12 protein-coding genes and 1 pseudogene are annotated in these 21775 nt (G+C 70.5%); 7 read left to right on the plus strand and 6 right to left on the minus strand.

Features of this window, described 5'->3' with window-relative positions; all coding sequences use genetic code 11:
• Nucleotides 1-204 precede the first annotated feature (204 nt).
• The 7 genes and pseudogenes from ACFVYE_RS09120 (at nucleotide 205) to ACFVYE_RS09150 (ending at nucleotide 9517) form a co-directional block, all read left to right on the plus strand.
• On the plus strand, nucleotides 205-933 hold the full coding sequence (locus ACFVYE_RS09120) for a LuxR C-terminal-related transcriptional regulator (RefSeq protein ID WP_383960091.1): 729 nt from the start codon (nucleotides 205-207) through the stop codon (nucleotides 931-933).
• 214 nt (nucleotides 934-1147) lie between these two features.
• Entirely contained in the window at nucleotides 1148-4297 is a 3150-nt protein-coding gene (locus ACFVYE_RS09125; RefSeq protein WP_389604814.1) for a hypothetical protein, read from the plus strand.
• A complete protein-coding gene (locus ACFVYE_RS09130) occupies nucleotides 4294-4998 on the plus strand; it encodes a DUF4255 domain-containing protein (protein WP_383960097.1) in 705 nt (234 codons plus the stop codon). The genes ACFVYE_RS09125 and ACFVYE_RS09130 overlap by 4 nt, the downstream gene beginning before the upstream one ends.
• A gap of 2 nt (nucleotides 4999-5000) precedes the next feature.
• Nucleotides 5001-7130 carry an ATP-binding protein gene (locus ACFVYE_RS09135; RefSeq protein WP_383960130.1) on the plus strand — a complete coding sequence of 710 codons (2130 nt, stop codon included), beginning with the start codon at nucleotides 5001-5003 and terminating at the stop codon, nucleotides 7128-7130.
• A 284-nt stretch (nucleotides 7131-7414) separates the two neighbouring features.
• Nucleotides 7415-7972, plus strand: a pseudogene (locus ACFVYE_RS09140) (DUF4157 domain-containing protein); the annotation flags it as partial.
• Nucleotides 7973-8403: 431 nt separating this feature from the next.
• Nucleotides 8404-8955: a hypothetical protein gene (locus tag ACFVYE_RS09145; protein WP_383960100.1), complete on the plus strand. Its 552-nt coding sequence runs from the start codon at nucleotides 8404-8406 to the stop codon at nucleotides 8953-8955.
• Between the two features lie 94 nt (nucleotides 8956-9049).
• Entirely contained in the window at nucleotides 9050-9517 is a 468-nt protein-coding gene (locus ACFVYE_RS09150) for a hypothetical protein (protein WP_383960103.1), read from the plus strand.
• A gap of 47 nt (nucleotides 9518-9564) precedes the next feature.
• Here the strand turns inward: ACFVYE_RS09150 and ACFVYE_RS09155 are convergent, their stop codons facing one another.
• From ACFVYE_RS09155 to ACFVYE_RS09180, 6 genes are all read right to left on the minus strand, one after another.
• The gene (locus ACFVYE_RS09155) at nucleotides 9565-11424 is read right to left on the minus strand and encodes an APC family permease (RefSeq protein WP_383960106.1); all 1860 of its coding nucleotides are present in this window, start codon (nucleotides 11422-11424) and stop codon (nucleotides 9565-9567) included.
• 169 nt (nucleotides 11425-11593) lie between these two features.
• Nucleotides 11594-15652, minus strand: a complete 4059-nt coding sequence (locus ACFVYE_RS09160; protein ID WP_389604817.1) for a hypothetical protein — start codon at nucleotides 15650-15652, stop codon at nucleotides 11594-11596.
• A gap of 54 nt (nucleotides 15653-15706) precedes the next feature.
• Entirely contained in the window at nucleotides 15707-16582 is an 876-nt protein-coding gene (locus ACFVYE_RS09165; RefSeq protein ID WP_383960112.1) for a carbohydrate ABC transporter permease, read from the minus strand.
• The gene (locus tag ACFVYE_RS09170) at nucleotides 16579-17541 is read right to left on the minus strand and encodes a carbohydrate ABC transporter permease (protein ID WP_383960114.1); all 963 of its coding nucleotides are present in this window, start codon (nucleotides 17539-17541) and stop codon (nucleotides 16579-16581) included. The genes ACFVYE_RS09165 and ACFVYE_RS09170 overlap by 4 nt, the downstream gene beginning before the upstream one ends.
• A complete protein-coding gene (locus ACFVYE_RS09175) occupies nucleotides 17538-18845 on the minus strand; it encodes an extracellular solute-binding protein (RefSeq protein WP_389604821.1) in 1308 nt (435 codons plus the stop codon). The genes ACFVYE_RS09170 and ACFVYE_RS09175 overlap by 4 nt, the downstream gene beginning before the upstream one ends.
• Nucleotides 18842-21745 carry a family 78 glycoside hydrolase catalytic domain gene (locus tag ACFVYE_RS09180; RefSeq protein WP_389604823.1) on the minus strand — a complete coding sequence of 968 codons (2904 nt, stop codon included), beginning with the start codon at nucleotides 21743-21745 and terminating at the stop codon, nucleotides 18842-18844. Before ACFVYE_RS09180 ends, ACFVYE_RS09175 begins: the two co-directional genes overlap by 4 nt.
• Nucleotides 21746-21775 lie beyond the last annotated feature (30 nt).

A 21775-nucleotide genomic window follows, 5' to 3' on the forward strand; every position in this document is an offset into this window, starting at 1 on the left:
GATGCGACGTTAGGCCGCCCCTGCGGCTGCGCAGCAGAGACGCGAGGGCAACGATCGGGCAGGGGTGGTGCCCTGACGGCACAACAGCGCGATGTCCAAGCGTCCCTTCCCCGGGCCCGTTCACCGTGCCGGAGGCCGCCGCGGTCGAGTGCGGCAACGGGCGTATCGGACGGAAGCATCTGAGGAAGACAGGCACGCAATCGAATGACGACGACAGCAGACACGAAGACCAGAGCAGTGGAGCGCGGCCAGTACCGCAGGCCCTCTGCATCGGAGCGCTCCGCCGAGGGCAGCGCCGAGGAGGCTCCCGGGGGCAGGGTCTCCGTAGCCGTGTACGCGGAGGACCTGATCCTGCGCACCGGTGTGGTTCACCAAATGCGCCCACGGCCGGAGATAGAGCTGATAGCGGATTCCGAGGCAGACCGGGCCCAAGTCTCCTTAGTAGTAGTGGACATGGTGGACGAGCGCACCGTCCAGCTCCTGCAGCGTCTCCAGCGCAACACCGCGACCCGCACCGGACTCGTCGTCGGGTTCTTCGAATCGGGCGCGCTCCAGACCATGATCGAGTGCGGCGTCGCCGCCGTACTGAGGCGCGGGGAGGCGGACCAGGACAGCCTTGTCCACCTGGTGACGGCGATGGCGAAGGGCGAAGGAGTGCTGCCGGGCGACCTGCTCGGAAGGCTCCTCGACCATGTCAGCAGCCTCCAGCGCACGGTCCTCGACCCCCGGGGGCTCTCGCTCTCCACCCTCACGACGCGGGAGGCGGAGATGATCAGGCTGGTGTCGGAGGGCTACGGCACCGCGGAGATCGCACAGAAGACCTCGTACTCCGAACGCACCGTCAAGAACGTGCTGCATGAGGTGGTGACACGGCTCGAACTGCGCAACCGGGCCCACGCCGTCGGCTACACCATGCGACACGGACTCATCTGAGTACTGCCGCGGGCTCCCGTGCGGACGGCATGCGGACGTCGCCGCGCGGGGGCTCGCCGGTGTTCCTGGCCCCAGCGGCCGGGCAAGGGGCCCGGAAGGCGCCGCAAAGGGCAACACCCCCTTCCCCCGCTCCGGGTACTCCGGACCTGTCCTTGGCCCCGCGCAGGAACGATGCTTGTCTTGGAGAGTCATCAACAGGACTGTGAGGTGGGCCGTGACCGGCACTGCTGGCCCTGCGAGGCATACCCGGCTGGGCCGACTGACGGGCGCTGTGGTGCTGTTGGCGCCGCTGCTGGTGGCGGGTTCCGCGTCCGCTCCTCAGGGTGCGCCGCGGCTCGCCGCGGCAGCGGACGAAGCGCCGGTGGATGCCGGGCGCATCGCCTACGCCGGGACCGAACACCGCAGCCTCGGCCGGGTCTCCGACCCGGCCACCAGCGCCCCGCTGTTCGGCTCCGGACCGGTCCACTACGACCAGGACCCCTCCGCCCGCGGCGAGTTGCTGGTCTTCACCAGCCTGCGCGACAGCGTGCGCCCGCAGGTGTACGTGCGCGACGCGGGCGGAGCGGTACGCAAGCTCACCACCGGCCGGGACGCCGCACACCCCGAACTCTCCCCGGACGGGCGGACCGTGGTGTTCGACTCCGCGGAGCGGGGGCCGGACGGTGTGGTCCAGCGTGAACTGTGGACCGTCGGGATCGACGGCTCCGGCCTGCGGCGGCTGACGGACACCCCCAACAACGAGACCTCCCCGACCTTCTCCCCGGACGGCTCGCGGATCGCGTACTCCTGCGACTCCGGTCCCGGGCGGACCGGCCTGATCTACGAACTGGCCGTGGCCGGCGGCGCGGCGCGGGTGATCAGTGACGGCCCGCCCGGCGACGCGACCGAGCCGGAGTGGAACCCGGTGGACGACGACTCCCACCGCGCTCTTGTGGCGTACACCCTCACCACGGACGAGGAGACGGGACCCCGGCTCCGGGTGACCGAGGGAATCGGGACCGACCGTCCCCTGCTGGCCGGTGTCCAGGCGAACTGGCGCACCCGCTCGGCCGCCTGGCTGCCGGACGGGAACGGCCTGCTCTTCCTCAGCCCCGACACGACCTGCGGGTGCAAGGACTACGACCACGTCTACCGGACGACCGCCTTCGACGGGAACGAGCCGGGCCTGACGCTCGGCGAGGACCGTGCGGTCGAATCGCCCACCTGGATGGGGCCCGCGGACTCCGGGACCACCGTCGTGGCACGGCGGACCCCTCGCGAGGCGAACGACGTGACGCTCCAGGACGTCAGGCAGGACGGTTCGGACCCGCGGGATCTCGGGCTCCCCATCCTGAAGGAGGACCCGGAGGCCAATACGAACACCGACCCCGCCAAGGACCCGCTGTTCAATCCGGCGGCCGCCTACGACCCTTGGACCGAGCGGCAGAACTACACACCGGACGGCAGGCGCATCGTCCTGACCCGCTTCGCGGGTCCGGAGAAGGAGCGCGTCGAGCAGATCTGGCTGGCCGACGCCGACGGGACCCACGAGGCAGCGATGCCGCTCGACGGGCGCGGTCCCCGTGACTGGGACACCGACCCCACGTTCTCGCCCGACGGTACCAAGCTGGCGTTCACCAGGAGCTCTCCCGGCAGGGTCGACGGGCAGCCGGGGCCGAGCAGCATTCTCATCGCGGACGTCGCCACGGGAGCGATCGTGGGCAAAGTAGTTCCGCCGGAAGGGCAGTTGGCAGGAGGTGACGCACAGCCGACCTGGTCGTCGGACGGAACCACCCTCGCGTTCACCCGCAACCACGTGATCCGGGGCCTGGGTGGCATCAAGCACATCTGGACCGTCCCGGTGGCGGCGCTCGACCAGCAGCGGGACCTCAGCGTCACCATCTGCCCCGGTGAATGCAAGAAGATCGACGACAGCCCCGCCTTCTCCCCCGACGGCAGCTCGATCGCCTTCAACCGGAAGGACGGCGGCGGCCAGGTCAACGAGCGCGCCGGAATCATCGTGACCTCGCTGACCGGCGGCGAGTGCCGGGTCGTGCTTCCGTCCGTCCAGCGGAACAACCCCGACGCATGCCACCAGGACATCCCCGACACCTCGCGGACCGGGCCCTTCCAGCCCCGCGACGTGGCCTGGTCCCCGGACGCGGGACGGCTGGTACTGAGTTCACGCAGGGCGCTCGCGCCGAACTCCCCGGAACAGCTGTCCATGCTCGACCTCTCCTCCGGCACGCTGACACCGTTCGGCGACAGCCTCACCGGGCGGCAGAAGGAGCCCGCCTTCCAGCAGTCGGTCGACCTGTCGCTGACCGCACCGCCCACCGGACCCGCGGTGGAGGTCGGTTCCTCCGTGTCTGTGACGGTCACCGTCACCAACAAGGGTCCGGCGCCCTCGCCCGGCACCGTGCTCACCGTCGACGCCCCTCCCGGCGTGCGTCTGGAGGAGCTCACCACCCCGGACGGGCCCTGCGCCACCGGGTCGCCGCAGTGCGACCTGGGCGTGCTCCGGCCCGGGACCAGTGTGGAGGTCACCGCTCGGCTGACCGGCGTGACGACGGGGGACCAGCAGATCGGCTGGTCGGTCACCGGAGCCGTACTCGACCCGAACCCCACGGACAACGCCTCCGGGACGATCGTCCCGGTCCAGGACGCACCCCCGACGCCGACGCCCACCCCGTCTCCTTCGACCTCGCCGCCCCGGCCTCCGGCGCCCGAGCCCGAGCCGAAGGCGGGGCCAGGCGTCACGGTGCGGGCACAGCCCAGCCCCGGCTTCGTCGGCGGCCGGGTGGTGGTGACGTACACCGTGCGCAACGGCCGCAACGCGCTCGCCACCGGTCTGCGGCTGAAGCTCGGACTGCCCGCGCGGATCCCGGCGGGTCCACTTCCTGCGGGGTGTGCCGCCGGGGTGTGCACGCTGCCCGACCTGGCACCGGGCGCCTCCACGGTCGTCCGTGTCGTGCTCAAGCCGGACCGGGCACTGAGGACGAGCATCACCGGAACGCTGACCACCACCGGTACCGACGCCGACAAGGGTGACAACGTCTCCAGGAAATCGCTGCGCATCCTCCAGCCCCGGATCATCGCGGTGCCCGCCGTCGGCAAACCGGGGTTCGTCACCTCCGTACGGGGCAAGGACTTCCCGCCCGGAGCACCGGTGAAGCTCAGCTGGAAGCCCGGGATCACAGCAGCCGCACCACGCACCGTCCCGCGCCGGGACCGTACGTTCATCGCGCAGCTGCTGATCCTGGCGAAGGACCAGACGGGGCCGCGCACGATCACCGCCAGCGGGCCGGGGTTCAGCCCGGTCACCACACCCTTCCTGGTGGTCAGCGGCACCATCGTCCCGCCGGACGAGGTGGGGCGTCGATGATCCACGAAGTGGACGAGGGGCTGCGGCTGTTGCTGGTCGACGCCGGCCTTGAGGAGAGCGGTGTCGACCTGGTCTTCGACGCACCGACGAAGGACTGGTCCGCCCGGCGCAACGCCCCCACGATCAGTGTCTTCCTCCACGGCATCCGTGAGGACGCGGCCCGCCGCCGTACCGGCACGGCCGAGGAGCACGACGACCAAGGAGTGGTCATCGGCTGGCGGACCCCGCCGCGCTGGTTCGAGCTGACCTATCTGGTGACCGCCTGGACCAACCGCCCGCAGGACGAACACCGCCTGCTCTCCGAGGTGTTGCGCTGCCTCGTACGGTCGGACGTCCTGCCCGCCCGTATGCACACAGGCAGCCTCGCGGAGCTCGGGCTGACCGTGGAGATCGAGGCGGCGGGTCCGGGCACCGACGGGCCGTCCGCCTCGGACGTGTGGTCCGCGCTCGGCGGTGAGCTCAAGGCCGCGATCGACCTGCGTGTGTGGGCACCGCTGGCCGGTGAACGGACTTCCGCAGGTCCGCCGGTCACCGAAGGGCTGGTGGTGAAGGCCGCGCCCGCACGGGACGGCGACGGGGCGGGAGCGGGGCGTCGGCTGCGCTACGACGGGGCGTCCGACCCCGGCGGGCAGGGCTTCGCCGCGGAACGTGAACGGCAGTTGCCGCCCGGTCGGCGCAGGCGCGGGGGCGCGGCTCGATGACCATGACACAGGGCACCCATGCCGTCCGCGAGCTGTCCGGCACCCCGACGGCGGGCATCGAGGACCTCTGGGAGCGGTTGGTCCACGTCGAGCAGCGGGTGAGACACGCTGTGGCGGTCCGGCGGGCCGCCGACCCGGAACCGGACGATCCGTACCGGGGGCAGTACCTCACCCCCGAGGCGGCCGAGCGGATCACGGAGTCCCGCGACGCGTTCGCGCCCGTTCCGGCGTACGGCTCCGAGCCTTCGCCGCACTCCCCGCCCGGGAGCCGGATCCGGCAGCTCGCCGAGAACTTCGGCCTGGTACCGCTGGACGTCGACCTCCTGCTGGTCGCGATGGCCCCGGACATCGACCGCCGGTTCGAGCGGCTCTACGGCTACCTCAACGACGACCTCACCCAGCGAAGGCCGACCATCGGCCTGGCACTTGAACTCTGCGGGCTGCCTGCCGCGAGCTCCGGCCGCTTCCGGTTCTCGCCGTCCGCCCCGCTGGTCGCGGGCGCGCTGCTGCAGGTCCTGGAAGCCGACCGCCCGCTGCTCTCGCGGGTGCTGCGAGTGCCGGACCGGATCAGCGCGTACCTGCTCGGTGACGACGAGACCGATGGGAGGCTGCGCGGCCTCGTCCGGTCGGTCGGGCCCGAGGAGGAGCCGGACACCGGACCGGAGACCCTGCGGGTCGCGGCGGCGCTGGGCACGGGCAGCGGCCTGGTGCATCTGCTCGACCGGGGAGGCGACCCCGGCAGACTGGCGGTCGAGGCGCTTCTCGCCGCGGGGCGTCGTCCGCTGGTGGTAGACGTCGCGGCACTCGCCGCGGCTCCCGAACCGGCAGAGCTCGTACAGACCCTGGCGGCCGAGGCCCGGCTGAGCGGCGGCGGGGTCGTCCTCGGGCCGCTCGAAGCTCTCGCCCCCGAGCGGCCCGAGGGAGCCCGGCTGCTCGGCGGCCTCTGCGCGGCGGTCAGCGGTGCTCCCCTGATCGCGTACGGCAAGAAGAACTGGGACCCCCTGTGGACCAGGGAGAGCCCGGTTCCGGTCCACGTCCTGCACCCCGGCCCCGGGGGCGTGGCGCGGCAGTGGCGTCGGGCGCTCGCCGAGGCCGGCACGTCCGTCGGGCTGCCCGCCGAGAACGCGTCGGCCGACGATGGCCTCATCGAGGCCACCGCCTCCTACCGGCTCGACTCCGAGCAGGTGCGCAAGGCCGCCGCCGTCGCCTCCCGGCTGGCTGTCCTGGAGGAGCGTCCGGTGGACGCACAGGACCTGCGCACGGCGGTCCGGGCACAGAACGGCGCGGGGCTCGAACGGCTCGCCCGCCGCATCGAGCCCGCGGTCGGCTGGGACGACCTCGTGCTGCCTCCTGCGACCCGCCGCCAGCTGTCCGAACTCGCCCTGCGCGCACGTCACCGCGAGCAGGTGCTCGGGCAGTGGCGGATGCGGCCGGGTGGCGGCCGGGGGCGGGGGGTCATCGCGTTGTTCGCCGGTGAGTCCGGCACCGGAAAGACCATGTCCGCCGAGGTGGTGGCGTCGGAGCTGGGCATGGAGCTCTACGTCGTCGATCTGTCCACCGTGGTGGACAAGTACATCGGTGAGACCGAGAAGAATCTCGAAAGGATCTTCGTCGAGGCGTCCGACGTCAACGGCATCCTGCTGTTCGACGAGGCGGACGCCATCTTCGGGAAGCGCTCACAGGTCAAGGACGCGCACGACCGCCACGCCAACGTGGAGTCGGCCTATCTGCTGCAGCGGATGGAGTCCTTCGACGGGATCGCGGTGCTCACCACCAATCTGCGGGCCAATCTCGACGAGGCTTTCACCCGCCGCCTCGACGTGATCGCGGAGTTCCCCATGCCGGACGCCCAGCAGCGACTGGCCCTGTGGGACCGCTGCCTCGGCACGGCGATCCCACGCGACGCGGAACTCGACCTGGAATTCTGCGCGGGACGCTTCGAGCTGGCGGGAGGGTCGATCCGGGCGTGTGCGGTGACCGCTGCCTATCTGGCGGCGGAATCCGGGAGACCGCTCGGGATGGAGCAGCTCGTCTCGGCCGTGTTCCAGGAGTACCGCAAACTCGGCCGACTGGTCCGGGAAAGCGAGTTCGGCCCCTGGCTGGACCGTGCGCGGGGACGTGACGGAGGTTAGCGCCTCCGGAAAATCCCGGCCGTACCTCTCCCGGCCGGCGGTGTGAGCCGGGGGTGAGGGGCTGCGTCCCGGAGGCCGGGAGACGCTGCCCTCCGGGACAAGGCCCCTGCCCTGCAAGGCTCTTCTTCCCGCGGAGTGCGTCGACAGGATCGTACGGGCGAGCCCACAGGGTGAGCGGCGTCCGATCCGCCGTCGTCGCCCCCGGTCGCGGTGGAAGGGGCCAGTAGCTGTGTACGCATACGAACGGTCGGCAAAGACGGTGCGCCGGGGGGCCTTCGGAGCGAGTGGCCGGACGTGCGGAGTCGGTGTTCCGGCCCGGTCGCGGCCATCTGACGCCTGCGCGGGCGATGAGTCTGCAGCGCACCGTCGGCAACGCCGCCGTGGCGCGCATGGTCGAGGAAGAGGGCGAGCACAGCGCATTCGGGCCGGAGAACCCGCAGACCGTTCAGCGCGCCACGGTGCACGCAGTGCTCCGCTCATCGGGGCGGCCGCTGGACGAACCCGTCCGTACCGAGATGGAGGCCCGCCTCGGCTCCGACTTCTCCGACGTCCGCGTGCACGACGACAGCGCGGCCCGTACTTCCGCCGCGGAGGTGGGTGCCCGTGCCTACACCTCGGGCAATCACGTCGTGATCGGTGCGGGCGGGGCCGACCCGCACACCCTGGCCCGTGAACTCACCCATGTCATCCAACAGCGCAAGGGACGCGTGGCCGGCACGGACAACGGCGACGGCCTCAGGGTCTCGGACCCGTCCGACCGTTTCGAACGCGAGGCGGAGGCCAATGCGAGGCGGGCAATGGCCGCTCCGTTGGAGAGCGCGAGCGCACCTGCTCCGGGGCGCGGGCGCAGGCGATGACGAGTGAGACATGAGCCCGGTGCTGAGGGCAGGCACACGCTTCGGAGACCTGCCCTCAGTACTCGATGACGTTCACCGGAGCCCCCCGCTCGCGGTTTCCTGAGGGCCCCTGACCGGGGGGCCGGTGGCCGCTCCGCGAGGACGGGACTCCTCTTGTCAGAGGTTGGTAACCGGTGCAAGAAATTTCTTCTTGAGCGATGTGGGTAAACCGCACGTAGAATGGCCCGGGTGGAGTCGAACGACCTTTCTTCGGAAAGGGCGACCGCGATGACCGATCAAACAGACTCGAATCTGCTTGAGGGCGGCTCGCCGGAAGACAATCGCTCCTGCACCGAGGGGTGCGCGCGCATCGGAGTGCAACGCCCCTGGGGCAGCCGCCGATCGCGGGATCATGGCTGACCTGAATGGAGGGCCAGGTGTCCACAGGAATCATTATTGCCATCGTTGTCGTAGTGGTGCTCGTCGCACTCGCGTTGGTCTTGAGGCTCGCCATTCGGCGCAAACACCTGCGGGATCGCTTCGGGCCGGAATACGAGCGCGCTGTTGAAACCGGGGACGGTCGCATGGCGGCAGAGCGCGATTTGCGCGCGCGTGAACAACGCCATGACGACCTCGATGTGAAACCGCTGACCCCGACGGCCCGGCAACAGTACGCGCAACAGTGGAACGGCGTGCAGGAACACTTCGTCGACAGCCCCGACGAGGCCGTCGGTGAGGCGGATCAACTGGTGACCCGGCTCATGAGGGAACGCGGTTATCCGACCGAGGGGTACGAGCAGCAGGTGAAGGACCTGTCCGTCGAACACGGACGCACGCTGGAGCACTATCGCGCGGCCCACGAGGTCAACACACGGACCAGTGGCCGGCAGACGACCACTGAGGAACTGCGGGGAGCGATGGTGCACTACCGCGCGCTCTTCGACGATCTGCTCAGCAACGGCGAAAAGCCGGGGACGCAGCGCACGTGAACGGGGACGCAGCGCACATGACCAAGGCGTCCACGGTGACGGCAGGCATGGCGCGAGCACCCCATGAAGCTGCTGCCGGACGAGGTGGAGAAACATGCAGCATGAAGACAGAGGAACGGACAATCACGGTGGTGCGACGAGGGAAGGCCTGAGTACAGAGGACCTTGCCGGTCGTCGGGAAGGCTCGGAGGCAGGCCGAGGCAGCGAGTCACCGGCCTCCGAGGACGAGGCCGCGGCGCCGAAGCCGGCGGCGGGCACACCGCAGCCTTCGGCGCCCGAACAGGCCCAGGAGAACGAGCCACTCCTCGGGCCCGAGGAAGCCGAGGAGTTCCACACCAGATGGAAGGCGATCCAGACCGCCTTCGTCGACGATCCGCAGGATGCCGTGCGTACGGCCGATGCATTGGTCGCCGAGGTCATGCAGTCGCTCGCCAGTTCATTCGCATCCCGGAAGGAAGGGCTTGAGAGTCAGTGGGGCCGTGGAGAAGAGGTCCTCACCGAGGACCTGCGGATAGCACTTCAGCGCTACCGCTCGTTCTTCAACCGCCTGCTCAGCACGTGACCGCAACAACCGCCGCGTCACGTCGTCCTTGACGGTCGTGCAGCCGCTCACACCTTCAGGGGCGGATCCAACAGCCGGAACCGCAGTCTGCAGATCACCGCGTCCGTCTCGTGGCGGACGGCGTGCGCGACGACTGCCCCTCGCTGGTTCTGCAGCAGCCGCTGCCACATGTGGGCCGGTTCGACCTCGGGGATGAGGACGGTGATCCGTACGCCCGGATCGGTGGCCGCCATCTCGCGTACGTACGCGGCGACCGGTCGGCCGACCGTGCGGCGGGCAGAGGCGATCCGGACCAGGGGGACGCCCGGGTTCCACAGTGCCCAGTCCCGCTCCAGCGCCTCGGTCTGCTCGCGGTCCTCGGGGTCCGGGTGGCAGACCGTCACCGCATGGACCTCGTCGCCGAGGGATACAGCGGCGGTGAGCGCCTCGCTGGTGAGCCGGGTGAGGGAGGAGACCGGAACCACGACCAGCGAGCGGTCGCGGTGCGGTGGCTCCGGGATGCGGCCGACGCCCAGCCGCTCGCCGATCCTGGAGTAGGCACGGTGGACGGACTCGAAGCCGACGACCAGCAGGGGCAGGGTGACCACGATCAGCCAGGCGCCGTCGTGGAACTTGGTGGCCGTGACGACGACCGCGCTGACCCCCGTCAGGAGCGCGCCCAGGCCGTTCAGCAACGCCTTGCCGGCCCACTTGGTGCCGCGGACCGCGCGCCAGTGGATGACCATGCCGGTCTGGGCGATGGTGAAGCCGACGAAGACGCCGATCGCGAAGAGCGGGACGAGGGTGTTGGTGTCGCCCCCGGAGAAGACCAGGAGCGCGGCGGAGACGGCCGCGAGTGTGAGGACGCCGTGGCGGTGGACCTGCCGGTCGGCCTTGAGCCCGAAGACATGCGGCAGGTAGTTGTCGCGGGCCAGCAGTTTGAGCAGCACCGGCAGACCGCCGAACGACGTGTTCGCGGACAACGCCAGCAGCACCATGGTGGCGAACTGCACGACATAGAAGGCGAGATTGTGCCCGAAGGACGCGTCGGCGAGTTGCGCCAGCACGGTCACACCCTCGACCGGCTGCAGCCCGAACCGGGAGATCAGCACGGACAGACCGATCAGCATCACACCGAGCAGTGCGCCGAGGGCGACCTCAGCGCGCTGTGCGCGGCGGACGGCCGGGGCGCGGAAGGACGGCACGGCGTTGGCGATCGCCTCCACACCCGTGAGCGCCGAACAGCCCGAGGCGAAGGCCTTGAGCAGGAGCAGCGCACCGACCGTGGTGGCGTTGCCGGCGAGTACGGAGGCATGGCCGACGGCCGCTTCCGTGCTCACCGGGGCGTCGCGGAACAGACCGACCACGATGAGCACGAAGATCGCTCCGACGAACACCGCGGTCGGCACGATGAACGCGCGCGCCGAGTCCACGATCCCGCGCAGATTCACGCCGGTGATCAGGACCAGAACCGCGAGGCACAGCCACAAGCGATCGCCGTACAGCTCCGGGAAGGCGGAGGTCAGCGCTGCCACGCCCGCGGTCACGGCGACGGCCACGTTCAGGACGTAGTCCAGAACCAGGGACGCGGCGGCGACCAGGCTGGTGCGGCGGCCCAGATGCGTTTTGGCGACCGCGTAACTTCCGCCACCGTCCGGGAAGGCCGCGATGACCTGGCGGTACGAGGCGACGAGGACGGCCAGGAGAACGGCGATCGCCACGGTGACCGGGAGCGTGAAGCCGAGCCCGTGGCCGCCGGCCGCTGCCAGGACCAGGACGATCGCCTCGGGCCCGTACGCCACCGAAGCCATTGCGTCGAGCGAGAGCGCGGCGAGGCCGGTGAGGGTGGTGAGCTTGTGGCGGGCCCCGGTATCGGGCGGTTCCTCGGCACTCGGTGCCGTACCGGGGTCTGAGGTGAGCAGGGACATGTGCTTCGCGGTCCTTTGATCGGGTCTGCTCAGGGTGTTCCCGCTTCCGGCCGGTGACGGCAGTCCATGGCGCGTTCTTGGCGCGGAACGGTGATCTCTTCACGCGTTCTTGACGGGGTGGCCGGGGCGACGAAAGCGGGGTGGCCGGGACGGTGTCGACACGGGGAGGTCAGGACGGTGTCGAAGCTGCCCCCGACCCCTCGTCGGAACCACCGGCCCGCAGCCGTACGGGACCCAGCAATCCGCTGACACGCTGGCCCGGGAAGACGAAGTGGGTCGGGCTCGTCGCGTCCAGGTGCGGTGCCAGCGTCCCGAACACGATGATGTCGAGGGTATTGGCGCCGGGCCCGACCAGACCCGTCAGATCGAAGACGTACGGGGAGCACACGCGCACCCCCGCGGCGACGCCACCGACCCGCACCTCCGCCGTGCCGCGGACCCGCCCGAGGTCGAGCGACACACGCCCCGGGGCGGCCTCGGCGGGCAGGGTCACCACGCGGCGGTACCGCACACCGCCGCTGTACTCGGCGAGGCCTTGCGTCTCCCAGTCGCCGACACGAATCCGCCCGGGCCCCACCTCACAGCGCACGGGCCCGGCCAGCGCGGCGCCCCCCTCGTACCCGGGGCGCGTCCGGACGCGCAGGGCCGCGGCCCGGGGCCCGGAGGGGCCACCGGCCGAAAGGCCGACGGTCACGGTCAGCACGTCCCGCGAGTGGACGGCTGTGACGGCCCCAGTGCACTCGGAGCCGTCCACGAAGACAGTCGTCTCCCCGCGCACGAGCGCAGTCAACCGGGTGGCGCCCGGCGGCAGCTCGCACCACAGCCACTCCACCGCCCCCCGGCGCCCCGGGACCGCGAACCGGACCGGCACCACCGTGCCGTCGTCCGCGGTCGGATCCAGCCAGGCGGCGCCCGGCAGCGGATGAGGGCGGCGGCGCAGATACAGCGCGGCAGGGTCACCCACCGGCGCGCGACGTACCGCGACCGGCACACGCCCCTGTGCACTCTCGGCCCACCAGCGGGCGTCGCTGTGCAGGGTCGCGACACGGTTGCCGTTCCCGTCGTCGAAAACAGCATCCACCAGGACCGCGCGGCCGCCGCCCCCGGACGTCTCCACCGTGATGTCGTTGGCACCGATGCGCAGGGCCGCCGCCACGTCATGCCGTCGCACGCGCGGAACCGCGTGTTCGGCGTACGGGTCGAATCCGCCCTGCCTGCCCGCCACTTGTCCATTGACGCGCAGTACGCAGGGCACGCGCGCGGCCACCTGGACAACGGCCCGGACGGGGAGGGCCGAGAGATGCAGCGTCGTGCCCGTCGTCCCGGAGGCATGAATCCATTCCGGACGCCGGTAGCGCTCCGGATCGCGTACGAGCGCCACATGCGCCCGCAGATCACAATCCTGATCGGGTGTCAGCTCCAGTTCGAGCAGACGGCGGCCCGCTGCCACTCCTACCGGGCCCATCGCAAGGTGGCCCCCGTCGTCCAGGGAGACGGGGGCCCCGTCGAGCCGGGCCCGCTTCGCCGCCGCGGCCCCGATCGCGAGGTGTCCGTCGAAGGCCTCGTCGAGGAGCAGTTCCATGCGCAGCCGCACCACCTCTTCGGCGGCGGTGGGGCCGATGTGTACGAACTCCTCCGGCACATGCCCCTTGGGCCCCAGAACGGCACGGTGGATCGGGTCCTTGTACACGCCCAGTGTGTCGGACCATTCGAGGGCCGACGGGACGTCGTGGCCGGGGCCGTCGCCGAGCACGACCGCGTGCGGGCCGAACGTCGCGTGGACCGTGGCCGCGACCGGATCGTCGGCGCGGTCCGGCACGGCCCATCCGTCGCGTACGCCGTCCTCCCCGGTCTCTTCCACGCGGTGCCGGAAGGTCCGGCATTCGGTGACGGCCGGGCCGGCGACCCGGCCGGTCGCGGGGCGGGCGAAGTCGCCCCAGGTGTTGTCGAGGGTCGGCACGAGCGTCATGTCCCAGTCCGCGTCCGGAGGGATCTCGATGGTGGTGACGTCCGGTGCGGGTGTGCCGGGTGCGTCGGCCGTTGTGGTCATGGCCGTCTCCCGGGTCCTCGCCGGAAGGACCAGTACCGCTGCGGGGCCCGTATCGAAGGGGACATCGACCTCCACGGCCCGCACGTCGTCGTCGGCGGGCCGCACCGGAAGCCTCCGGGGAGCGCCGCCGAACGGATCCAGCAGGACCGCAGGGCCCACCACGTCCCGCACCCGCACCCGTGCGCCGCGCGCGTAGCGGTCCGGATCGAAGTCGTACCGGGCATCCAGCCAGCCCAGTGCGGCGCCCCGCTCGTCGGGGGCCGCGACGGCCGCTCGGGTTGCCCGTGGGGCGGCGGCGGTCAGGAACACCAAGGTGGCGCCATCCACACGGCGCGCGAGTGCGGGGACCGGGGCCCGGACCACCGGGTGCGCCCCGGCGAGCGCCGCGGCGAGCGAGTCGCCCGGATCGTCCGTCATGGGGACGGCAACGGCCCGGCCGTCCGCGAAACACGCGCGCAGCTCGGCCAGCACGGTGGCCGATCCGGTGCCGAGGACGTGCTCGGGCAGGGCGCCGACCGAGATCAACGTCCCACCGGAGGAGGCGAACTCGATGAGCCGGCGCGCTGTGTCCAGTTCAAGGACTGTGCAGGAGGGCAGCACGATCGTGGCGTACGCCTCGTCCGCGACCCTCAGCCGTGCACCTCCGTCGGACGGAGCGATCCGGGCACGCGCCAGGGACGCATCGTCGATGACGTCGGCGTCGAGACCGAGACGGTCCATGATGCCCGGACGGGTACGGAACCAGGCCATGTCACCGGTGAGTTGGAGATACGTCGACTGGGCCCGCGCCGCAGCATCCGTGACCCCGTCCAAAGCGGTACCGGCCTGGGCTGTGGTGGTGGGCAGCAGGATCGCGATGTCGCACAGGTGGTGGCCGAGGCTCAGGATCGCGCACAGCCGGGTCACGGCGTCGGCGAAGACGCGGTGGTGGCGCCAGTACGGCTGACGCCAGTCGGTCGCCGGTGGCGCCCACTCCCACCAGCCGCCCTTGGTCGTGTAGTAGACGGCATGCGGGTTGTAGAGGGTCGCGCCCGCGCGGAGCCACGGCAGCAGCCAGTCGAAGGTCTCCTCCGGCGTGCCGCCCCAGCCGGTGGAGTGGAAGGCCTCGATCCAGGTGCGGGGGCGGCCGTAGAGGTGGGCGAGCGAGGAATGGATGCGGGCGTCCCCGTGGTGGTCGGAGCCGGGGGCCGAGAACCAGCGGTGGGTGCGGGCGTAGTCGGCGTACAACTCCACGCCCGCGACGGGGTGTCCGGCACGGGCCGGGTCCTGCTGGTCGCAGCCGATGAGCAGGCCGTGGCGGTCGTGCCAGGCGGCCAGCGGCCGGAAGAACGCCTCCTCGGCCAGCTCGGCACGGGTCACCTGAAAGTCGCGCCGGACCCGGTGGGCGTCCGGATCCGTGCTGTCGTCGTACAGGGCGTCCAGCCGTGCAGTGATGTCGTACCCGCGAAGGCGCACGAAGGCGTCGGCGAAACCGGTGGACCAGGTGGGCAGGGAAGGAAGCTCGTCCTGGAACGAGCCGACGACGACGGTCCCGAGCCGGTCGCCGAGCCGGCGCTCGAACTCCCCGTGCACCCGGTCCAGCAGTGCTGCACATGCCTGAGTGCCGAGGTAGTCGAAGCCGAGCGGCATGTGGTGATGGAGCGTCAGACGCCAGCGTCCGGGACTCGGCGCCCGTATGACTCCGTCGGTCACCGCGACCGGGACCGCCGGGCCGACTGTCCGGCCGTCGGCGTCGACCGGTTCGGCGCGGCCCGCGAGCGGCCGGCCGTCCGGGGGACACCGCAGCTCTGCGGTCCGTAGCGATGTGGAGTCGACGACGGCACGCAGGCGGTCGAGCCGACGTCCCGCGTGGGCGGGCTGTTCGTCGACGAGGCGCGCCTGGAGGTCGGCACCGGAGAAGCCGAGCTGATCGTAGAACCACAGGCTGACGCCGAGTTCGAGGGCGTCGACGCACACGCTGTCGAGCAGGGCCCACCATGCGTCGGACATGAAAGGCGGGTCGTCGGCGTCGGAGCCGAACAGGGGGCCCGACGGCGCCAGGTTGAGGAGGACGAGGTTGTGCACCCCGCCCTCCGCGAACCGCTCCAGCTGTGCCCGCAGCCGCGCGTGGTCGAGCCGTTCTCCGCTCCACCACCAGATGGCGGTGGGCGAGAAGGCACGCGGGGGCTCGGCGAGCACCGCCGTGATGCTCGGGGGGAGTGGTGGGTGCGCCGGGTGTGTCATGAGATGCCCTCAGCCCTTGAGACCGCCCGCGAAGCCCTTGATCACATATCGCTGGAGGAACACGAACACCACCAGGACCGGGAGGGCGGCCAGCACCAGTCCGGCGAAGACGAGTCCGTAGTCGGAGACGTACTGGCCGACGAACGCGAACACACCGACGGGCACGGTCTCCTTGTCGGAACCGCCCAGGTACAGCAGCGGGGTGAAGAAGTCGTTCCAGATGAACACGGCGTTCAGGATGATCACGGTGCCGGTGATGGGGCGCAGCAGAGGGAAGACGATCCGGGTGAACGCCTGCCGGTGGTTGCAGCCGTCGATGAGCGCGGCCTGTGCGTAGTCCTGTGGCAGGGCCCGGATGAATCCGGTGTAGAGGAAGACGGTGAACGGCAGTTGGATGCCCGTGTAGAAGAGCACCATGCCCTGGTAGGTGCCGAGCCAGCCCAGGTCGTCGACGAGTTCGTAGAGCGGGATCATGCCGAGCTGGAAGGGCAGCACGATGCCCAGCAGGAACAGGATGTACAGGCCGTAGCCGATGCCGCGGGCGCGGCGCGCGAGGTAGTAGGCCCCCGTCGATCCCAGGACGACGAGGATCAGCAGACTGACAGCGGTGATGACCGTGCTGTTGAGCAGTGCGGGCCCCAGCGACGCGGAGGACCAGGCGTTGCCGAAGTTGGCGAAGGTGGGCGGGGAGGGCAGGGAGAGGGGCGAGCCGGAGATCTGCCGGGGGTCCTTCATCGCCAGGGTGATCAGGGCGTACACGGGGAACAGGAACACGACGGCGACGGCGATCATGACGAGTTCGAGGGCGTACTGCCCGAACCGTGGCCTGCGGCCTCTGCGTTCGGGTTTCTGTCCGACTGGTCTACGGGACGTGTCGGTGATCACGCGGTGACCTCCCTCGCGCGCAGATAGCGAAGCTGGACCAGGGAGACCGCGGCGACGAACAGTGCGAGGACGAGGGCGACGGCGGTGCTGTAGCCGAACTTCCCGTAGACGAACGCTTCCTTGTACAGCACGGTCGACAGGGTCTCGCTGGAGGTGCCGGGGCCGCCGTTGGTGGCGGCGTAGACCTGGTCGAAGAGTTTGAGACCGCCGATGGTCGACAGCATGAGGTTGATCGTCAGGGCCGGGGCCAGCAGCGGCCAGGTGACATAGCGGAAGCGCTGCCAGGAACCGGCACCGTCGATTCTCGCGGCCTCGTGGAGTTCGGCGGGTACGCCCTGCAGGCCGGCGAGGAAGACGACCATCGAGTATCCGGCGTACTGCCATACGACCATCGCCGCGACGGACCACAGGGCGAGCGAGGGATCGCCGAGCCAGTCCTGACGCAGACCGCCGAGTCCGACCGCGCCGAGGACACCGTTGAGACCTGCGCCGTTCTCGGGGTTGTAGACGTACTTCCACAGGATCGCGACCATGACGGGGCTGACGACGGCGGGCGCGAAGAAGATCAGCCGCAGCAGAGCACGGGACTTGATGTCGGCGTGGACGCCGAGTGCGAGCAGCAGGCCGACGCCGTTCTGGACGACGACCACGGCGACGGTGAGCAGCAGTGTGTTGCTGACGGACTCCAGTGCCCGGCTGTCATCGAGCAGGGCCCGGAAGTTGTCCAGGCCGGTGAAGGAGAAGCCGCCGATGCCGGACCAGTCGGTGAAGGCGTACATCACCCCGGCGAGGCTCGGGTACAGGACGACGACGCCGTAGACGACGAGCGCCGGAACTACGAAGATCCAGGGTGGGACGGTGTGATCGCGGTGCCGGACCGGGCGGCCGGAGCCGGCCCGCGGCCCGCCTCCGGCCTTGCCGACCGTGCCGGAGGCGGCCTTCTCGGACGTGGTCGTCACGATTTCTTCCCGTAGGCCTCGTCCATCTGTCCCAGGGCGCCGTCGACGTCCGTCTTTCCTGCGAGCAGGTTCTGTACGGCGGCGAAATGGGCGGGCTGCACCTCGGCGTTGGGCCAGCTCTGGTCCATGAAGGGGACAGCCCGGTTGTCGTCGATGACGGGCAGGAAGTCATTGAGGACAGGGTCGATCTTGGTGGATGCATCGCGCTTGAAGGGGATCGCGGCGACGGACTGCGCCCACCGGTCGACGTTCTCCTGCTTCCCGAGGAACTCGATGAACGCCTTTGCTCCTGCTGCCTTCTCGGACCGTGCGGAGACGCCGAGGCCGACGACGATGCCTGCCGGAATCCACAGGTTCGCGGCGTCGTCACCGCCGGGGAAGGGGAACATGCCGAGGTCGTCCGGTGTCCGGGTGGCCTGGCGGAAGTTGGCGAGCACGGCGGAGACCTGGACGGCCATCGCCGCCTTACCACTCGCGACCATGGATGTCTGCTGCTCGTACGTCGTTCCGTTGGGGTTGTCGTTGAAGAATCCCCTGCGCTGCAGCTCCTGGTACTTGCCCATCGCGTCGGCCCATCCGGAGCCGCGGAAGTGTGCCCGTCCGGCGGCCATCTCGGCGTCGAAACCGGGGTTCTTCGCGTAGACGGCATTGGGGACCAGCGCGTAGGTGATCAGTTGCGTGACCCAGGGAGTCTGCGCCCCGAGCGCGATCGGAATCATACCCTTGGCCTTCAACTTGGCGCAGACGTCAAGGAGTTCACTCCAAGTCCTGGGGGGCTCGACGCCGGCCTCGGCAAAGGCCTTCTTGTTGTGGATCGCGCCGATGACGCTGCTTCCCGCCGAATACAGATACGACTTGCCCTTGTACCGGTACGCGGGGTGGAAGTTGGCGGGGACTTCCTTGGTCCATGCCTGGTCGCTGAGGTCGGCGAGCAGCCCGGCCTTGGCCACCTCGACCATGGACATGGCGCTGCCGCTGCCGGGATAGAGCACATGCACATCGGGGGCGTTGCCACCCGCGAGCTGCGTGCGCACCACTGTCTGTACCTGGTCCGTGGGCGCGAAGGAGGTGGAGAACTCGTCGTCGGGGTGGGACTTGCGGTACAGCGCGACGAGTTCCTCGATCGGCTTCTGCTGGTCGGCGACGCCGACGATGCGCAGCTTGCCGGAGCCGCTGCTCGAATCGGAACAGGCGGTCAGCGCGGGGGGAAGGGCGGCGAGCGCCGCGACCCCACCACCGATACGGAGAAATCCCCGGCGGCCGACCGTGCTCCGGCCCGGCCGGCTGTGAGAACCCGTCGTCATGGTGTGTCCTCCTCGTGCGAACGGGCGGACGAGGGTTTCGCCGCCGGTCCTGATGTGCGTCGGCTCGGAGTGAACTCCGGCTCGGGCCGGTCCGCCGGAGAGGTTTCGGCGTGGCCGTCTGCCGGTGGATGAGTCGCGGTGAAGCGGTAGGCGCCGGAGGACACGCGGTAGCGAACGTGGTCGGAGGCGGTCGCGAGCAGCGTGATGTGGCGGTCGTCGGCCCTCGGGGCCACGCCCGATTCGCGGACCGAGCGGGGGTCCGTGGTGGGCACGTACACATCGGCGGTGGAGCCGGGCGGCACCAGGACCCGCAGGGCGAGCCGGCCGCCGTGCCTCTCCCAGGTCACCTCGACGGTGCCGCGGACCGATTCGTGGCGGGCGCTCGCGTGGCGCAGGGCACCCGGGCGGGGCCGTATCCGCAGATGCCGGTATCCGGTGGAGTCCGGCGCCTGGTCGAGGCCGGCGACACCGCGGTAGAGCCATTCGCCGATCGAGCCGAGCGCGTAGTGGTTGAAGGAGTTCATCGACGGTGCGCGGAACCCGGAATCGGGGGTCCACCCGTCCCAGCGCTCCCAGATCGTGGTGGCGCCGTGCCGCAGCGGAAACCGCCACGACGGCGCTTCGTCACGGTTCAGGAGCGCATGGGCGAGGTCGGCCCGCCCGTGGGCGTCGAGGACGGGCGCGGCGAGCGCGACCCCGAGGAAACCGGTCAGAAGGGCGGGCCCGGCCGACTCGACGATTTCGGCGAGACGGTGTGCGGCGGCGTCGACGAGGTCCGGGGGCAGCAACTCGAAGGCGAGGGCGACGAGATAGCCGGTCTGGGTGTCCCCTGCGATACGTACGACAGGAGGTGCGACGGCGGCACTCTCGACGGTGACGAAGTGCTCCGCGAACGTGCGGCGAATGTCGTCGGCCAGCCGGTGGTAGTGATCCGCGACGTCCTTCTGGCCCAGGGCATCGGCAGCCTTCGCCGTGAGGCGGGCACTGTGCGCGAAGCAGGCCGTGGCGATGACATCGCGCGGGGTGGGGGTGCCGGGGGCGAGCCAGTCGGAGAAGTGCGGACCCACCCGCCTGCGCCAGACCAGATCCCTGTTGTGACGCCGAATCAGATCGACCCAGGCGCACATTCCTTCCAGCGCCCGGGCGAGGAACCGCGGGTCGTCATAGGTGCGGTAGAGGTGCCACGGGATGATCACGCCCGCGTCGCCCCAGCCGGGCGCGCCTTCGTCACAGACCCCCACGAGGCGCGGGGCGACATTGGTGAAGCCGCCGTCGGGTGTGCGGGCGTCATCGATGTCGCGCAGCCACTTGGTGAAGAACGCCGCGACGTCCGCGTTGAGTGCGGCGGTCGGCAGGAAGACCTGCGCGTCGGCCAGCCAGCCGAGCCGCTCGTCGCGCTGCGGGCAGTCCGTGGGCACACTGACGAAGTTCGAGCGCTGCCCCCACGCCACACAGTCGTGGAGCCGGCGGAGATCGGCGTCCGAGCAGTCGAACTCCCCGGCCCACGGGGTGTCGCTGTGCAGCGCCACAGCAACGACATCGGACTCGGTCAGCTCCGGGACTCCACTGATCTCGGCGTACCGGAACCCGTGATAGGTGAAACGCGGCTCGAACACGATGTCCTGGCGCCCGTCCCCGACGATCACATCGGTCGCGGCGGCGGTCCGCAGATTGGCCGTGTACAGCTGGTGCGACTCGTCGAGCACTTCGGCGTGGCGGATCACCACCCGTGCCCCGGCGGCGAGTTCACCGATCCGCAGCCGTACGCGCCCTGCGAGGTTCTGGCCGAAATCGACGATGTGGGTATCCGGCGAGACGCGCCTGACCGAGCACGGGCGCAGCTCGGCCATCGCCCGCACGGGCTCGTCGACGGACGCCACGAGCAGATGGTGGTCCGCGTCCGCGTCCGCGACCAGGGCCGGGGACCAGTCGGTGTCGTCGAAGCCGGGCAGGTCCCAGCCGTCGGCCGCGTGCCGCAGGTCATGGCACTCGCCCATCAGCAGATCCGCGTGACGGATGACTCCCGTGCCGGTGCGCCACGTCTCGTCGGTGACAATGGCTGTGCTGCGGCCGTCCGGACCGGTGAGGTGAAGTTCGGCCAGGAACTGGGGGAACGAGCCGTAGTGTGCTCCGGCCCTGCGCGGCTCGAAGCCGACGAATCCGCTCCACCACCCGTCGGCGACGGTCGCGGCAAGAACGTTCTCGCCCTCACGCAGCAACTCGGTCACGTCATAGGTCTGGTACTGGACGCGGCAGCGGTAATCGGTCCAGCCGGGGGCGAGTTCGGCGTCGCCGACCCGTACGCCGTTGAGCCGGACCTCGTACAGTCCGCGCGCGCTGACAAGGAGCCGGGCCGGCGTGCCGGACGAGCCGGTGAAGGTGCGTCGCAGGACGGGGCACGGGGCGAGCCCGTGGTCGTCGAGGGCGAACTCGCCCTCGGTGGGTGCGTCCATGACATCGACCGGATGCCGGTCGTGAGTGATCCACGACGCCCGCCAGGCCCCGGCGTCGGTGAAGGCCGTCTCGAACCAGGACGTGGCCTCGGCGGGCACCGGCGTTCCGGCCGGCCAGACGGAGACCCGCCAGTGATAGCGGGTACGGCCCAGGAGAGCAGGTCCGGCGTACTCCACGGCGGCCGCATGGGGATCAGCCACCCGGCCCGTGTCCCACAGGAGTTGACCGCTTCCGTCCAGGTCGTCGGGGCGTTCGGCGACACGGACCCGGTAGGCCACGGGGTCGTCGCCGCGGCGGTCGGACGCCAGCCGCCAGGAGAGCCGGGGCGCGGGTTCGTCGATCCCCAGTGGAGTGGAGCGGTGCTCGCATCGAAGGCCGTCCGGCCGCAGCGTCCGGTCTTCGGGACGGCCGGCCGCTGCTCCTTCGGCGGGACGGGGGGCGGACATATCCGCTGCCGAGGGACCGGACACGAGCAC

The sequence above is a fragment of the Streptomyces sp. NPDC058239 genome, from assembly GCF_042882185.1.
Classification (GTDB): domain Bacteria; phylum Actinomycetota; class Actinomycetes; order Streptomycetales; family Streptomycetaceae; genus Streptomyces.

What these genes read in the sequence shown, in the direction of transcription:
- ACFVYE_RS09120 (WP_383960091.1), top strand. Translation starts at nt 205, where the DNA reads ATGACGACGACAGCAGACACGAAGACCAGAGCAGTGGAGCGCGGCCAG.
- ACFVYE_RS09130 (WP_383960097.1), top strand. Translation starts at nt 4,294, where the DNA reads ATGATCCACGAAGTGGACGAGGGGCTGCGGCTGTTGCTGGTCGACGCC.
- ACFVYE_RS09135 (WP_383960130.1), top strand. Translation starts at nt 5,001, where the DNA reads ATGACACAGGGCACCCATGCCGTCCGCGAGCTGTCCGGCACCCCGACG.
- ACFVYE_RS09150 (WP_383960103.1), top strand. Translation starts at nt 9,050, where the DNA reads ATGCAGCATGAAGACAGAGGAACGGACAATCACGGTGGTGCGACGAGG.
- ACFVYE_RS09155 (WP_383960106.1), bottom strand. Translation starts at nt 11,424, where the DNA reads ATGTCCCTGCTCACCTCAGACCCCGGTACGGCACCGAGTGCCGAGGAA.
- ACFVYE_RS09175 (WP_389604821.1), bottom strand. Translation starts at nt 18,845, where the DNA reads ATGACGACGGGTTCTCACAGCCGGCCGGGCCGGAGCACGGTCGGCCGC.
- ACFVYE_RS09180 (WP_389604823.1), bottom strand. Translation starts at nt 21,745, where the DNA reads ATGTCCGCCCCCCGTCCCGCCGAAGGAGCAGCGGCCGGCCGTCCCGAA.